Source organism: Streptomyces sp. NPDC001604 (assembly GCF_042893475.1).
Lineage (GTDB): Bacteria > Actinomycetota > Actinomycetes > Streptomycetales > Streptomycetaceae > Streptomyces.
Window position 1 is genome coordinate 1073111 of sequence record NZ_JBIAUY010000001.1, and the last position, 15933, is coordinate 1089043.

9 protein-coding genes and 3 pseudogenes are annotated in these 15933 nt (G+C 70.9%); 8 read left to right on the plus strand and 4 right to left on the minus strand.

Annotated features, from left to right (window positions below; translation table 11 throughout):
• Complete coding sequence (locus tag ACFY1E_RS04925; protein WP_389071437.1) at positions 1-2232, plus strand: CDP-glycerol glycerophosphotransferase family protein; 2232 nt, start codon at positions 1-3, stop codon at positions 2230-2232.
• Between the two features lie 13 nt (positions 2233-2245).
• Here ACFY1E_RS04925 and ACFY1E_RS04930 read toward each other — a convergent pair whose 3' ends face one another.
• Positions 2246-2659: an organic hydroperoxide resistance protein gene (locus ACFY1E_RS04930; RefSeq protein ID WP_389071441.1), complete on the minus strand. Its 414-nt coding sequence runs from the start codon at positions 2657-2659 to the stop codon at positions 2246-2248.
• Between the two features lie 123 nt (positions 2660-2782).
• Here ACFY1E_RS04930 and ACFY1E_RS04935 point away from each other — a divergent pair, with 123 nt between their 5' ends.
• Together ACFY1E_RS04935 and ACFY1E_RS04940 are read left to right on the plus strand one after the other, a co-directional pair.
• A complete protein-coding gene (locus tag ACFY1E_RS04935; RefSeq protein ID WP_389071444.1) occupies positions 2783-3274 on the plus strand; it encodes a MarR family winged helix-turn-helix transcriptional regulator in 492 nt (163 codons plus the stop codon).
• 480 nt (positions 3275-3754) lie between these two features.
• A pseudogene (locus ACFY1E_RS04940) lies at positions 3755-4207 on the plus strand (DUF4573 domain-containing protein); the annotation flags it as partial.
• A 116-nt stretch (positions 4208-4323) separates the two neighbouring features.
• Here ACFY1E_RS04940 and ACFY1E_RS04945 read toward each other — a convergent pair.
• A pseudogene (locus ACFY1E_RS04945) lies at positions 4324-5220 on the minus strand (glycosyltransferase family 39 protein); the annotation flags it as partial.
• Between the two features lie 212 nt (positions 5221-5432).
• Between ACFY1E_RS04945 and ACFY1E_RS04950 the strand changes: the two are divergent.
• From ACFY1E_RS04950 to ACFY1E_RS04960, 3 genes and pseudogenes are all read left to right on the plus strand, one after another.
• Positions 5433-6716, plus strand: coding sequence for a glycosyltransferase 87 family protein (locus ACFY1E_RS04950; RefSeq protein WP_389071446.1), 1284 nt, complete (start codon positions 5433-5435; stop codon positions 6714-6716).
• A gap of 79 nt (positions 6717-6795) precedes the next feature.
• A complete protein-coding gene (gene galE, locus ACFY1E_RS04955) occupies positions 6796-7776 on the plus strand; it encodes a UDP-glucose 4-epimerase GalE (RefSeq protein WP_389071449.1) in 981 nt (326 codons plus the stop codon).
• Between the two features lie 112 nt (positions 7777-7888).
• Positions 7889-8077 (plus strand): annotated as a pseudogene (locus ACFY1E_RS04960) (ADP-ribosylglycohydrolase family protein); the annotation flags it as partial.
• A gap of 132 nt (positions 8078-8209) precedes the next feature.
• Here ACFY1E_RS04960 and ACFY1E_RS04965 read toward each other — a convergent pair.
• Positions 8210-8836 carry a TetR/AcrR family transcriptional regulator gene (locus ACFY1E_RS04965; RefSeq protein WP_389071451.1) on the minus strand — a complete coding sequence of 209 codons (627 nt, stop codon included), beginning with the start codon at positions 8834-8836 and terminating at the stop codon, positions 8210-8212.
• Between the two features lie 245 nt (positions 8837-9081).
• On the opposite strand from ACFY1E_RS04965, the gene ACFY1E_RS04970 reads away from it, so the two are divergent.
• The gene (locus ACFY1E_RS04970) at positions 9082-9999 is read left to right on the plus strand and encodes an ABC transporter permease (RefSeq protein ID WP_389071454.1); all 918 of its coding nucleotides are present in this window, start codon (positions 9082-9084) and stop codon (positions 9997-9999) included.
• A complete protein-coding gene (locus tag ACFY1E_RS04975; protein ID WP_389071456.1) occupies positions 9992-10798 on the plus strand; it encodes an ABC transporter ATP-binding protein in 807 nt (268 codons plus the stop codon). Before ACFY1E_RS04970 ends, ACFY1E_RS04975 begins: the two co-directional genes overlap by 8 nt.
• Before the next feature lie 66 nt (positions 10799-10864).
• Here ACFY1E_RS04975 and ACFY1E_RS04980 read toward each other — a convergent pair whose 3' ends face one another.
• Positions 10865-15811, minus strand: a complete 4947-nt coding sequence (locus tag ACFY1E_RS04980; protein WP_389071458.1) for an NAD-glutamate dehydrogenase — start codon at positions 15809-15811, stop codon at positions 10865-10867.
• Between the last annotated feature and the right edge of the window lie 122 nt (positions 15812-15933).

Sequence of the window (15933 nt, forward strand, 5' to 3'; positions counted from 1 at the left end):
GTGCCCCGCTTCAGCATCATCGTCCCCGTCTACAAGGTGCAGGGCTTCCTGCGCGAGTGCATCGACTCGGTGCTCGGGCAGTCGTACCCCGACTTCGAGGTGATCGCCGTCGACGACCGCTCGCCCGACGGCTGCGGCGCGATCCTCGACGAGTACGCGGCACGCGACGAGCGGGTGCGTGTGCTGCACCTGCCGGAGAACGTCGGTCTCGGCCGGGCCCGCAACGCCGGGCTGGCCGAGGCGCGCGGCGACTACGTCCTCTTCCTCGACAGCGACGACTTCTACACGCCCGGTCTGCTTGCCGCGGTCGCCGACCGGCTGAGGTCGGCCGAGGACCCGGACATCCTGGTCTTCGACCATGTACGCACCCACTGGTGGGGGCGGGGCGGCCCGAGCGACGCCTCCGCACTGCTGGCCGCCGCCGGCCAGGACGTCTTCAGCCTCCGCGAGAGCCCCGAGTACGTCCAGCTGTTCCTGGTCGCCTGGAACAAGGCGTACCGGAGGGCCTTCTTCCAGGAGCAGGGGCTGCAGTACGCGTCCGGCCTGTACGAGGACGCGCCGGTCACCTACCGCTCGATGGTGCTGGCCGACCGCATCGCCTGCCTCAACCGGATCGGCGTCGAGTACCGGCAACGTCGGCAGGGCGCGATCACCAAGACACCAGGGCGCAGGCACTTCGACATCTTTCCGCAGTACGAGGGCCTGTTCGCGTTCCTGGAGGAGCGCGAGGACCTCGCCTGGGCGCGGCCCCTTCTCTTCGAACGGGCCCTGGACCACATGCTGTTCGTGATCGCCCGCGAGGACCGCGTGACAGCGTCGGACCGCTCCGCGTTCTACCGCGAGATGCGCTCCTTCCACCGCCGTCACTGCCCTGAGGACTTCACCCCGCCGGACGGTCCGCGCGGCACCGAGATGCGGCTCCTGGCGGGCTCGCCCTACCTGTCGTACGCGGCCCTGCGCGGGGTCCGCGGTCTGCGCAGGATCGCCGGGGCGGGCAAGCGGCGGACGGTCGGCAAGGCATCGGCGGTGGTCCAACGCACCTGGTACGCAGCCCAGTCGAGGCTCCCCCTCGATCCGCGCCTGGCCGTCTACTCGGCCACCCACCATGCGGGCGTGCACGGCGACCCGGCCGCGATCCACGCCAAGGCCCGCGAACTCGCGCCGCACATCCGCGGGGTGTGGGTGGTCCGGGAGGACGCGGTGGACTCGCTGCCGCCGGGCACCGACTATGTGACGCCGGGCTCGCGGGAGTACCACACGGTCATGGCGCGGGCCACGTACTGGGTGAACAACGTGAACTGGCCGGGCTCCCTGGTCAAACGCCCCGGCCAGATCCATGTGCACACCCACCAGGGCACACCGCTCAAGTACATGGGTGCCGACCTGCTGACCAAGCCGGGTGCGCGGCACGGCTTCAGCGTGCCGAAGATGCTGCACCGCGCCGACCGCTGGGATCTGAGCCTGGTCGCCAACCGGCACTCCGAGCTGGTGTGGGACCGGGCCTATCCGTGCCACTTCACCTCGCTGCGGACCGGCAGTCCGCGCAACGACGTGCTCGTCGAGCAGCCTGCGGAGCACGGTGCGGCCGTGCGTGCGCGGCTCGGCATTCCGGCCGGGAACACGGTCGTGCTGTATGCGCCGACCCGCCGTGACTACCGCCGGGGCGGGCACGTCGACCGGATCGACCTGGCGCGGTTCGCCGCGGACCTCGGTGCCGGGCACACCCTCGTCGTACGGCTGCACCCCACCCTCGCCACCGGCACGGCGCGCGGGCTGGGCCTCGCCGATCTGCACGCACGCGGCGTGCTCGTCGACGCGACGGACGAGCCGCACGTCGAGGATCTGATGCTCGCCTCCGACGTGCTGGTCACCGACTACTCGGCCCTGATGTTCGACTACGCCAACCTGGACCGGCCGATCGTGATCCACGCCGACGACTGGGGTGCCTACGCGGCCAGCCGGGGCGCCTACTTCGACATCACCGCCGAGGCGCCGGGCCATGTGTCGCGCTCCTACCGGGAGCTGGCCTGGCTGTTCGCCTCGGACACCTGGCGGGACGAGGAGTCGGCGGGACTCAGGGCCGCCTTCCGGGAGCGGTTCTGCGAGTTCGACGACGGGCGGGCCGCCGAGCGGGTGGTACGGACGGTGCTGCTCGGCGAGCAGATGCCGGCGCCGCAGACGGCCGCCGTGCTGCCCGCTCCTGCGGCGGAGCGGGCGCACTCGCTGAGCTGACGGTTGCCCGGCCTTACTCGATCACGAGGTCGACGTCGATGTTGCCACGGGTCGCGTTGGAGTACGGGCACACCTGGTGGGCGGTCTCGACCAGCTTGCGGCCGGTCGCCTCGTCCACGGTGTCCGGCAGCTCGATGCGGAGGGTGACCTTGAGCGCGAAGCCCTCGCCCTGCTTGCCTATGCCCACCTCGGCGGTGACCGCGGCGTCGCTGACGTCGACCTTCGCCTGGCGGCCGACGAGGCCGAGGGCGCTGCCGAAGCAGGCCGCGTAACCGGCGGCGAACAGCTGCTCGGGGTTGGTGCCCTCGCCGTTGCCGCCCAGCTCCACCGGCGGGGCCAGCTTGAGGTCGACCTTGCCGTCGTTGGTGAAGGTGCGACCGTCGCGGCCGTGGGTGGCTGTGGCGACAGCGGTGTAGAGCGCGTCCATGGATGACCATCCCTCTCGAAGTCGTGTTCCGGCGGCCCTTCTGGCGGCCGCCTCACGACCACAAGTAGAGCACACAACTCAATTGTGCACAACTAAATGGCTCGCAAGAGCTATCCTGGACGCATGACGACCGCGCCCGACACCCCGACCACCGACTGGCTCCGCCTCGACCAGCAGATCTGCTTCTCCCTGAACGCCGCCTCGCGCGCCTTCGGCGGCATCTACCGGGTGATCCTCAAGGACCTCGGGCTCACCTATCCGCAGTACCTGGTGATGCTGCTGCTGTGGGAGCACGGCGAGCTGCCGGTCAAGAAGCTGGGCGAGCATCTGCGGCTCGACTCCGGCACCCTGTCCCCGCTGCTCAAGCGGCTGGAGACGGCCGGTCTGGTACGGCGTGAGCGCAGCGCCCGCGACGAGCGCTCGGTGGAGGTCCGGCTGACCGCGGAGGGCACCGCCCTGCGCGAACAGGCGGTTCAGGTACCGCGCCGGATCGTCGCGGCGACGGGCTTCGACGTGGAGGAGATCCGGGAGCTGAGGTCCCGGCTCGACGAGCTCACCCGGGGGCTGGACGCGGCCACGGCGGCGGAGGCCGAGGCGGCGGAGCGGCGGACGTAGAGGAGGAAGGTCACCCGGCCGCTGACATATCTCTCGCGGGCGGTGAACTGCTCCTCCACGACGGCCAGTTTGACGCGCTCGGTCGGGTCGGCCGGCAGCAGCCCCGAGCTCAGCAGCCTCGACTGGGCGACGACCCAGACGCGGTCCACGCCGGCCAGCTTGCGCCGCAGCTCCTGGGGTGTGGTCTCGATGCCGCTCAGCGTCCCGGACCGCGGCCCGGACTCGCGCAGCGCGATGTCCCGGGCCCGGCGGAACGCCTTCGGATAGGCCAGCGCCGTCAGCCGCCAGTTCGACGGCAGGAACAGCACCGGATCGCCGGGACGGATGTCCCGGGCGGCCCGCGCGGCGACGGCACCGAGGTTCTCGGGGCGGTGCGCCGGGGAGCGGTCCTGCCGGTAGAGGGGGAGGCACTGGACGAAGGCGAGCGCGACGGCCAGAACACCGGTGAGGGTGCCGAGCCGGCCGTAGGGCAGACGGTGACTGCTCCACCGGCGGCCGCCGTGGTGCGAGTGGCCGCTCCGCACGTCGTCATATGGGCAGCCGCTCCGCACGTCGTCACGTGGACGGCCGTTCCGCACGTCGTCACGCGGGCAGTCGTTCCGCACGTCGTCGCGCGGGCAGTCGTTCCGCACGTCGTCACGTGGGCAGTCGTTCCGCACGTCGTCACGTGGGCAGTCGTTCCGCACGTCGTCACGTGGGCAGCCGCTCCGCACGCCGTCATGCGGGCAGTCGTTCCGCACGTCGTCGCGCGGGCAGCCGCTCCGCACGCCGTCGCGCGGGCAGCCGCTCCGCACGTCGTCGCGCGGGCAGCCGCTCCGCACGTCGTCACGTGGACGGCCGCTCCGCACGTCGTCACGCGGGCAGCCGCTCCGCACGTCGTCACGTGGACGGCCGCTCCGCACGTCGTCACGTGGACGGCCGCTCCGCACGTCGTCACGTGGACGGCCGCTCCGCACGTCGTCGCGCGGGCGACCGTTCCGCACGTCGTCACGCGGGCAGTCGTTCCGCACGTCGTCGTGTGGGCAGTCGTTCCGCAGGGCGGAACGGGTGGGCACACGACGACCGCCCAGCCGCAGGCGCCCCACTGCCCCGGCCACCCACTCGGCGCCGGCGGCGACCAGCAAGGGGGCCCCGGCCAACGCGTACAGCACATACCGCTCGTGGAACAGCGGCCGGATCTGCGACACGGCGATCAGGAGCGACGGGGGCAGCACGAGCAGCGGGAGTGCCACCGCCGCAAGGCGGCCCGCCCCCAGCCCCAGCACCATCAGCACGACGGCCACCCAGAACACCGCCCCGTCCGGGGCGAAGGCGAAGTCACGCACCAGCTGCCCCGCCTGGTCCCACCCGGGTGTCACCAGCCACCCCACCTGCCCCGCCTGCTCGTGCGACACCCACACCAGGGGCAGCAGAAGGACCCCCACCAGCCCCGCCGCCCGCCCCCAGCCCAGCCACACCCGCTTCGGCACCCGCATGAGCGCCAGCGTCAGGGCATGCGCGCACAGCACCAGGACGACCAGTTCGTGCAGCAGACAGGTCGCGGCGAGGACGCCCCCGTACCAGCGCCAACCGTGCCGCGAGCGCCCCTCCACCGCGCGCACCAGCAGCAGTGTCGCCGCCGCCACACCCGCCGCGACGAGTGCGTACGAGCGCCCTTCCTGCGCATAGTGGCCGGTCATGGGGGTGATCGCGTACAACAGCCCGGCCCAAAGACCGACCCGCGGACGGACCAGCCGTACACCGAGGGCCGCGACCAGGCCGGCGGTCGCGGCGGCCCCGAGCACGGACGGCAGCCTGAGGAGGACCTCACCGGGGTGTACGGCGAGGACGACGTGCATGAACAGGTAGTACAGGCCGTGCACGGCGTCCAGGCCGTGCAGCAGCTGCCAGATCTGCGGCACCGTGCGCCGCCCGACCAGGAAGGTGACGCTCTCGTCGCCCCACATGCCGCCGCGGTCGAGTCCCCACAGACCGATCGCGAGTATGACGACGGCGGGAACCGCCAGGGCCACGATCTCCGCACGCACCCACCGACGGTTCGCCCGCCCCGCGTCCTCGCTCAGCACACGGCTGATTTTCTCCCGTGGAGAGGCTCTTACCGAGCATTGACGGTGTATTAGCAGGCATACACCATACGCCCGGCTTACGATCCGCCGTGATGAACGCCGTGACGAACGCCGTGATGTCCACCGCCGGAAAACGCCGGCTCCTCGCCCTCGCCGCCGCCTGGCTCGCCACCCGGGCCCTGATGCTGTGGCTGCTCGCACACGACGCGGCGCCCCGGCTCGGCGGTGGCTCGGTCGCACGGGAGGTGTGGCACCTCTACCACGACTGGTACGGCGTCCTCGCGCACGGCGCCTTCCCCGCGCACGACCCGCTGTGGCAGTACCCGCCCGGGGCCGGCGCGGTGCTGCTGTCGCCCGCGCTGCTGCCGGGCCTGACGTACTTCCAGTCCTTCGTCGTGCTCACCCTCGCCGCCGACGCGGGGATCACCCTTGCGCTGGCCGTCGCGGGCAGCCGCCCCGGCCGCAGGCTCCTCGGGGCCGCGATGTGGGTGGGCGGCCTCCCGCTCCTCCTGCACGTCCCGCTCGCCCGCTACGACGTGCAGGTCACGGCCTTCGCCGTCATCGCCCTGTTGACGTTGCCGCGCTCCACGCGCGCGTGCGGGGTGTTCGCGGCACTCGGCGCCCTGGTGAAGGTGTGGCCGGCGCTGGTGCTGCTGGGCACGCCGAGGGGGCGTACGACGCGTTCGGCGTGGGCGTGGGCCGCCGTCACCGGGGCGGGGTCGCTCGCGGTCCTCGCGGCGCTGTTCGCCAACCCCTTCGCCTTCCTGCGCCAACAGGGCGGGCGGGGCGTGCAGATCGAGTCGCTCGGCGGTACGGCGCTCGCCTTCGCGACACACGCCGGGTGGCCGGGGGAGGTGCGCTACCAGTACGGCGCCATGGAGTTCACCGGCCCGCACGTGCGGACCGTCGCCTACCTCTCCCTCGCCCTCACGGCGGTCGCCTTCGCACTGCTGCTCCTGTGGCGGCTGCGGGCCCGTCGCTGGACGCCCGCGACGCCGTACGACGCCGCGCTGAGCGCCGTGCTGCTGTTCACCGTCACCAGCCGGGTGATCAGCCCGCAGTACATGATCTGGCTGCTGGGCCTGGCCGCCGTGTGCCTGACCTCGCGTCACACCGTGCAGCGGCCGGTGGCCGCGCTGGTGCTGGCCGCGACCGCGCTCAGCTCCGTCGCCTACCCGGCCCTGTACGGCCAGGTCATGGCCTGCACCTGGACGGGCTGCGTGCTGATGCTCGCCCGCAACGGGCTGCTCGCCACGGCCGCCGTGCTGTCCCTGGTCCGGCTGTGGGGCTCCACCCGCCCGGCCATCGCGACTCCCGGGCCCACGCCCGGACCCGACACGGTCACCCGCCGCCTCCCCCAGCACTCCGGCGCATAGCAAGTGCCGGCGGGACTCCACCGCCTGCTTCACCGATACCGCACCACCACGGGCCAACTGACGAAGGGGACGGCCGCACATGACCTGGCTGATCACCGGCGGCGCCGGATACATCGGGGCGCACGTCGTCCGGGCGATGATCGAGGCGGGCGAGCGGACCGTGGTGTACGACGACCTGTCGACGGGCGTCGCCGAGCGCGTCCCGCGGGGTGTGCAGCTGGTGGTGGGATCGACGCTGGACGGCGAGCGGGTCGCGCGTGCCCTGGCGGTCCACGACGTCAGCGGGGTCATCCACCTGGCGGCGAAGAAGCAGGTGGGCGAGTCGATGGACCTGCCGCTGCACTACTACCGGGAGAACGTCGAGGGCCTGCGCGTCCTCCTGGAGGCGGTGACGGAGGCCGGCGTCCCGTCCTTCGTGTTCTCGTCCTCGGCGGCGGTGTACGGCATGCCGGACGAGCCCCTGGTGACGGAGGAGACACCCTGTCGGCCCCTGTCTCCGTACGGCGAGACGAAGCTGGTCGGCGAATGGCTGGTCCGCGCGACGGCCCGCGCGACGGGCCTCTCCACCGCCTCCCTCCGCTACTTCAACGTGGCGGGCGCCGCGACGCCCGAACTCGCGGACACGGGCGTCTCCAACCTGATCCCCATGGTCTTCGAGAAGCTCACGGACGGCGCACCCCCGCGCATCTTCGGCGACGACTACGAAACCCCCGACGGAACCTGCGTCCGCGACTACATCCACGTCGTCGACCTGGCCGAAGCCCACGTGGCAGCCGCCCGCACGCTCCAGTCCTCACCGGGCCGCCACCTCACCCTCAACATCGGCCGCGGCGAGGGCGTCTCGGTCCGCGAAATGATCGACTGCATCAACGCCGTCACCGGCTACGACCGCCCTCCGACGACCACGCCCCGCCGCCCGGGCGACCCGGCCCGGGTGGTCGCCTCCGCAGACCGCGCGGCCACCAAACTCGGCTGGAAGGCCAAACACGACGTCGAGGACATGATCACGTCGGCCTGGGAGGGCTGGGTACGGGTGCATCCGGAGGCGGCGCGCCGCTGAAGACGGCGCACGGCGGCCGCGACCAGTCCGCGCGGGGCTGTTTCGATCTGTGGCTCCGCGGCGCGACCGCCCACCGAACCCGCACGAGGCGGTCGGCCGCTAGCCTGCCCGGGTGATCACCGCTGCCGACCGCGCCCTGGGCACCGTCATCGGCTCCGCCGTGGGCGACGCCCTGGGCGCCCCGTTCGAGTTCGGCCCGGAGGGAGCCTTCTCAGCGCGCTTCCCCGAACCGGGGCAGGGCGGCGAGATGTGCGGGGGCGGTGGCTGGGCCCCCGGCGAGGCGACCGACGACACACAGATGGGGTTCTAGTGGCCGAGTTCCCACAGCAGGGCGTCGCCCTCCGCGATCACGGCCGGCAGTTCCGCCGCGACTCCGGTCACCGCGGGCGGCGACTCGCTTTCGTCGGCCACCGGCGGTCGCGCCGCGGCACACTCACAGCGCCTTGAGTGCCTCCGCGGTGGCCCGCGCCAGCCCCGCCAGGTAGTCCTTCGGCAGCTTCGGGCTGCGGATGACCACCGAGCGCCAGTAGAGGGGCCCCGAGATCAGGTCGAGCGCCAGGTCCTCGTCCAGCTCCCCGTCGATCTCCCCGCGCTGCGCCGCCGCCACGATGATCTTGAGGGCCACGCCTTCCTGCCCCTCGCGCAGGGTCTTCTGCATGGCCTCGGCGATCTCCGGGTTGCGGGCCGCCTCGGCCTGCAGGTCCGGGATGATCTGCGAGGCCACCGGGTGTCTCAGGGCGCGCGAGGTGACCTCGTACAGCAGCCGCAGATCACCCTCCAGAGAGCCCGTGTCGGGCGTCGGCAGCCCCAGCACCGCGATCGCCGAGACGACGTCGAGGACCAGGTGCAGCTTGGAGCGCCAGCGCCGGTAGACCGCGGTCTTGCCGACGCCCGCGCGGCGCGCGATCCCCTCGATGGACATCCGTGCGTAGCCGACGGCCGCGAGCTCCTCGAAGACGGCCGCACGGATGGCTTCCGTCACGTCTTCACGCAGTACGGCCGCCCCCGCGGGGGTGCGGCGGCGCGGACGCGTCTGGGGCTCCTCGGCGTTCGTCGTCATGCGGACCAGCATAGGGGCGTTGCGACGAAACGGTTGCGTCGTTACGGCCCGATTCGACGAGCACGTTACGACGAAACGGTTGCGTTCCGACGTCAACGTGTCCTACGCTCGCGTTGCGACGATACGGTCCCGTCCCGACGTAAGAAAACGTGAAGAGAAACGTAAGGAAACGCCGGACACCGGACCGTCCGGCCGACGGGCCCGAACGACGCCAGCACCCCCTCCCCCGAGTGAAAGCAGCGGATGTGAGCCAGGTCCTCGACACACCGCCCCCGACGCCGGCCCCGGCCGACGACGACCTCGCGGCCCTCGCCGCCCGCCACGGCCTCTCGGTCAGCGGCGCCCGCCCCTCCCTGCCCGAGTACGTGCGGCAGCTGTGGGCCCGGCGCCACTTCATCACCGCCTTCGCCACCGCCAAGCTCACCGCCCAGTACAGCCAGGCGAAGCTCGGCCAGGTCTGGCAGGTCATGACCCCGCTGCTGAACGCGGCGGTGTACTACTTCATCTTCGGTGTCCTGCTCGGCACCAAGCGGCATGTGCCGGACTACATCCCGTTCCTGGTCACGGGCGTGTTCATCTGGACCTTCACACAGAGCTCGATCATGGCGGGCACCCGCGCGATCTCCGGCAACCTGGGCCTCGTCCGGGCGCTGCACTTCCCGCGGGCCGCGCTGCCGATCTCCTTCTGCCTCCAGCAGCTGCAGCAGCTGCTGTTCTCGATGGCCGCGCTGGTCGTCATCCTGCTCTGCTTCGGGGTGCCGGTCGCGTTCTCCTGGTTGCTGGCGTTCCCGGCGCTGGTCCTGCAGTTCGCCTTCAACACCGGCATGTCGTTGATCATGGCCCGGATGGGCGCCAAGACCCCGGACATCGCCCAGCTGATGCCTTTCATCCTGCGCACCTGGATGTACGTGTCCGGCGTGATGTGGAGCATCGACAAGCTGGCCGGCAAGCACAGCAACCTGCCGCACTGGGTGGAGCCGGTGCTCCAGGCCCAGCCGGCCGCGGTCTACATCGACCTGATGCGCTTCGCCCTGATCGACAGCTTCCACGCCAAGCAGCTGCCGCACCATGTGTGGCTGTACGCGATCGGCTGGGCCCTGCTCGCCGGAGTCGGCGGCTTCATCTACTTCTGGAAGGCTGAGGAGACGTACGGCCGTGGCTGAGCACACCAGCGAACGCATCCCCACCGTCGTCGCCGACGGCGTCGACATCGTCTACCGGGTCAACGGCACCGGCGCCGGACGCGGCTCCGCGACCGCCGCCCTCAACCGCATGCTGCGCCGCCAGCAGGCCGAGAAGGCGGCCGGCGTACGCACGGTGCACGCCGTCAAGAACGTCTCCTTCGTCGCCTACAAGGGCGAGGCGGTCGGTCTGATCGGCACCAACGGCTCCGGCAAGTCGACCCTGCTCAAGGCGGTCGCGGGCCTGCTGCCGGTCGAGAACGGCCACATCTACACCGACGGCCAGCCCTCCCTCCTCGGCGTCAACGCGGCCCTGATGGGCGACCTGACCGGCGAGAAGAATGTCTACCTCGGCGGCCTCGCCATGGGCATGTCCCGCGAGGAGATCAGGGACCGCTACGAGGGCATCGTCGACTTCTCCGGCATCAACGAGAAGGGTGACTTCATCACCCTCCCCATGCGGACGTACTCCTCCGGCATGGGCGCCCGGCTGCGCTTCTCCATCGCCGCCGCCAAGGACCACGACGTGCTCCTCATCGACGAGGCGCTCGCCACCGGCGACCGGTCCTTCCAGAAGCGCTCCGAGCAACGCATCCGCGAGCTGCGCGAGAAGGCCGGCACGGTGTTCCTGGTCAGCCACAACAACAAGTCCATCCGCGACACCTGCGAACGCGTGCTGTGGCTGGAGCGCGGCGAACTGCGCATGGACGGCCCGACCGAGGAGGTCATGGCGGCGTACGAGGAGTTCACCGGCGGCGCGGACAAGCCGAAGGCCGCCTGAACAACGCCACGAAAGCGAGGTGCCCCGAGCCGGTCGGCTCGGGGCACCTCGCTTGTGCACCGCCTGCTACGAATGCGTCCGCAGCAGCGTCCGCATCGTGCGCATCGCCACCGACAGGTTGGCGAGGTCGAACGTCTCCGAGCTCTGGATCTCCTCCAGCGTCGTGCGCGCCCGGCCCAGGATCGCCGCGTTCTTCTCCTCCCAGGCCTTGAAGCGCTGCTCCGGGGTCGAGGTGCCGTTGCCCACCGCCAGGACGTCCGCGGTCAGCGCCGCGTGCGCCGCGTACAGGTCCTCACGGATGGAGGCGCGGGCCATGGACTGCCAGCGGTCGGCCCGCGGCAGTTCGATGATGCGGTCCATGAGCTGGGTGATGTGCAGACGGTCTGCGAGGTCGTAGTAGACCTCGGCGACGTCCAGCGGCTCCTTGCCCATGCGGTCGGCCACCGAGACGATGTCGAGCGCCGGGAAGGCGGAGGAGAACCCGGCCACCCGGGTGGCGAGCTCGTCCGGGACGCCGGCGCCGGTCAGCTCGTCGTGGATCTGCTGCCACCACTCCAGGTCCGCGCCGCGCAGCAGCTTGGTGAGCTGCTGCCAGACCTGCTCGACGCGCTCGGCGAAGAAGTCGACCGTCTCGGCGAGCTGCAGCGGCTGCGGCCGGTTGTTGAGCAGCCAGCGCGTGCCGCGCTCCACCAGCCGGCGCGAGTGCAGCCGGATACGGGTCTGGACGGCGGCCTCGACCCGGTTGTCCAGGCCCTCGACCGCGTCCCACACCGGGGCCGAGCAGAAGATCGCCCGGGCCGCGGTCTGCGCCCGCACGATCTCCTCCAGGGAGGCGCCGGTCTCCTCGCGCAGGCGGTGCAGATAGGTCGTACCGCCCGTGTTGACCGTGTCGTTGACCAGGACGGTCGTGGTGATCTCGCGGTGCAGCGGGTGACCGTCGATACGGTCGGCGAACTGCTCGCGCAGCGCCGTCGGGAAGTACGCGTGCAGCAGACCACGCAGATACGGGTCGTCCGGCAGCGAGGTGTGCAGCAGTTCCTCGGCGACCGTGATCTTCGTGTACGCCAGCAGGACGGCCGTCTCGGGGCCGGTGAGACCCTGGCCCGCGCTGAGGCGCTCGCGGATCTGGCGGTCGGTGGGGAGGAACTCCAGCGCCCGGTCGAGGTGGCCCTCGCGCACCATGTGGCGGATGAACCGCTGCTGCGCGTGGAGCATGTCCTTGGACTGGGCCAGGGCGTTGGCGAGCGCCGTGTTCTGCGCGTAGTTGTTGCGCAGGACCAGCGCGCCGACCTCGTCGGTCATCTCGGCGAGCAGCTTGTTGCGCTGCTTGACGGTCATGTCGCCGTCGGCGACCAGGCCGTTGAGAAGGATCTTGATGTTCACCTCGTGGTCGGAGGTGTCCACGCCCGCGCTGTTGTCGATCGCGTCCGTGTTGATCTTGCCGCCGTGCCGTGCGAACTCGATCCGGCCGAGCTGGGTCAGACCCAGGTTGCCGCCCTCGCCGACGACCTTGACGCGCAGGTCGGCGCCGTCGACCCGGATCGGGTCGTTGGCCTTGTCGCCGACGTCCGCGTGGCTCTCCGTGCTGGCCTTCACATAGGTACCGATGCCGCCGTTCCACAGCAGGTCCACCGGGGCCTGGAGGATGGCCTTCATCAGGTCGGCCGGGGTCATCTTGGAGACCTTGCCCTCGATGCCGAGGGCCTCGCGGATGTGCGAGTTGAGCTGGATGGCCTTGGCGGTACGCGGGAACACGCCACCACCGGCGGAGATGAGCTCGGTGTTGTAGTCCGCCCAGCTGGAGCGCGGCAGCTCGAAGATACGGCGCCGCTCGGCGTACGAGGTGGCCGCGTCCGGGTTCGGGTCGATGAAGATGTGCCGGTGGTCGAAGGCGGCGACCAGGCGGATGTGCTCGCTCAGCAGCATGCCGTTGCCGAACACGTCACCGGACATGTCGCCGATGCCGACGACGGTGAAGTCCTCGCTCTGCGTGTCGACGCCCAGCTCCCGGAAGTGCCGCTTGACGGACTCCCAGGCACCGCGGGCGGTGATGCCCATGCCCTTGTGGTCGTAACCGGCAGAGCCACCGGAGGCGAAGGCGTCACCGAGCCAGAAGTTGTAGGTCTCCGCGACCCCGTTGGCGATGTCCGAGAACGTGGCGGTGCCCTTGTCGGCGGCGACCACGAGATAGGTGTCGTCCTCGTCGTGCCGCACGACGTCGGCGGGGGGCACGACCTCGCCGGCCACCATGTTGTCGGTGATGTCGAGCAGCGCCGAGATGAACGTCTTGTAGCTGGCGATGCCCTCGGCCAGCCACGCGTCCCGGTCCACGCCCGGGTCCGGCAGCTGCTTGGCAACGAAACCGCCCTTGGCGCCGACCGGCACGATGACGGTGTTCTTCACCATCTGCGCCTTGACCAGGCCGAGGATCTCGGTGCGGAAGTCCTCACGCCGGTCGGACCAGCGCAGACCGCCTCGGGCGACCTTGCCGAAGCGCAGGTGCACGCCCTCCACGCGCGGCGAGTACACCCAGATCTCGTACGCCGGGCGCGGCGCCGGCAGGTCCGGGATCGCCTGCGGGTCGAACTTCATGGACACGTACGCGTGCGGCTTGCCGCCCGCCGCCTCCTGGAAGAAGTTCGTGCGCAGGGTCGCCTTGATGACGGTCAGGAAGGACCGCAGGATCCGGTCCTCGTCGAGGGAGGCGACCTGGTCGAGGGCCGCGTCGACCTCTTCGAGCAGCGCGTCGACGATCTCGTGCCCGGCCCGCTGCCGGTCCGGCGACATCCGCGCCTCGAACAGCGAGACCAGCAGCCGGGTGGTGTGGACGTTGTTGCGGAGGGTGTCCTCCATGTAGTCCTGGCTGAAGGTGGACCCCGCCTGGCGCAGGTACTTGGCGTACGCCCGCAGCACCATCGCCTGCCGCCAGGTCAGTCCGGCGCTCAGCACCAGGGCGTTGAACCCGTCGTTCTCCGCCTTGCCGGTCCAGGTGGCGGCGAAGGCCTCCTGGAAGCGCTCGCGGGCGTCGTCGCCGAGGTAGTCGCCGCCGCCGTTCTGCAACCTGGGCATGCGCAGGCCGAAGTCGTAGATCCACGCGGAGGTGCGGTCGGTGCAGCGCAGCTCGTACGGCCGCTCGTCCGTCACCTCGACACCGAGCCGGCTGAGGGCCGGCAGCACCGCGGACAGGGAGACCGCCTCGCCCTTGCGGTAGATCTTGAACCGGCGCTCTTCCGGGGCGGCGCCGACGGGCTCGTACAGGCTGAGCGAGAAGTCCTGGCCGCTGTCGGCCTGTGCCTCGCTGAGCTGCTCCAGGTGGACGAGGTCGGCGACCGCGGCACGCGGGGTGTGGTCGGCCTTGTAGCCCTCGGGGAAGGCGTTGTTGTAGCGGCGCAGCAGCTCGGCGGCGTGCTCCTCGCCGCACTCGGCGTTCAGCGCCTCGGCGAAGCCGTCGGCCCAGGAGCGGGCGGCCTCCACCAGGCGGGCCTCGATGCGCTCCTTGTCGGCGTCCGACAGCTGCGGCAGCTCGGTACCCTGCGGGACCCGGACCACGAAGTGCAGCCGGGACAGGATCGACTCGGTGTTCCAGGCCGTGAAGTCGACGCTGGTGCCGCCGAGTTCCTCCTTCAGGATGTCGATGATCCTCAGGCGCACACCGGTGGTGTAGCGGTCGCGCGGGAGGTAGACGAGGGCGGAGTAGTAGCGCCCGTACTCGTCCTGCCGCAGGTAGAGGCGCAGCCGCCGGCGCTCCTGCAGGTACAGGACGGAGGTGGCGATGGACTCGAGCTCGTCGGCCGGCGTCTGGAAGAGCTCGTCGCGCGGGTAGGTCTCCAGGATCTGCAGCAGGTCGCGCCCGTCGTGGCTGTTGGGCGAGAAGCCGGCGCGCTCCAGGACCTCCTCGACCTTGCGGCGGATGACCGGGACCCGGCGCACCGACTCGGTGTAGGCGGCGGAGGAGAACAGCCCGAGGAAGCGGCGCTCACCGACCACGTTGCCGTCCGCGTCGAACTTCTTGACGCCGATGTAGTCCAGGTACGAGGGCCGGTGCACGGTGGCCCGGCTGTTCGCCTTGGTCAGGACGAGGAGCTTGTGCTCGCGGGCCTTGGCGCGGGCGTCGGCGGGCAGCCGCTCGAAGGACGGGCTCACCGGGTGGCTGTCGTCCCCGGCGTGGTGCGGGTCGGAGCGCAGGATGCCGAGGCCGGTGCCGGGCACGGCGGCCAGCGAGTCGTCGTCGCGCAGGCTGTACTCGCGGTAGCCGAGGAAGGTGAAGTGATCGGCGGCCAGCCAGCGCAACAGCTCCCGGGCCTCCTCGATCTCCTGCTCGCGCAGGTCGGAGGCGACGGGCTCCTTGGGCAGCTCGTCGGCCATGCGGATCGCCGCGTCCCGCATCTTGTCCCAGTCCTCGACGGCCTCGCGGACGTCGGACAGCACACGCAGCAGGTCGGCGGTGATCTGCTTGAGGTCGCCACGGTCGGTCTCGCGGTCGATCTCGACGTGGATCCAGGACTCGGTGTGCGCGTCGTGCGGCAGTTCGCCGCCCGGCTGCACACTGAGCACCTCGATGAGCTTGCCGGTGACATCCCGGCGGACGACGAACTGCGGGTGGATGACGACGTGGATCCCGCGTCCCTGGCGCGTCAGCTCATTGGTGACGGAGTCGACCAGGAAGGGCATGTCGTCGGTGACGACCTCGACGACGGAGTGGCTGCACGTCCACCCGTTCTCCTCCACCGTGGGGGTATGGACCCGCACGTTGGCCGTGCCCTGGGGGCGATTCTCGGCCAGCCGGTAGTGCGAGAGCGCGGCTCCGAAGATGTCGACCGGGTCGCGGCCGGTGAGGTCCTCCGGGGCGGTGTGCAGGTAGTAGCGCTGGAGGAACGCGAGCACGGTGTCCCGGTCCGGGGTGCTCTCGTCCGTCGTCCCGGTCGGTAGGTGCCCCCCGACCGGGCTGTTCTCAGCTACCCGGGCGGCCCTCTCGAGCAGCTCGGCCTTGGCTTCGTCCAGCTTGGTCTGCATTGTCCTCTGGCTCCTGTCGCGCGCCGTTGCGTGACGTAGAAGGAAGTACGGTCTCTTCCCCTGCGGCTCGACGCCACGGCCCGGGTTCTCCGGTCTGCTCCGACGCTATGCCGCAAGGTGAG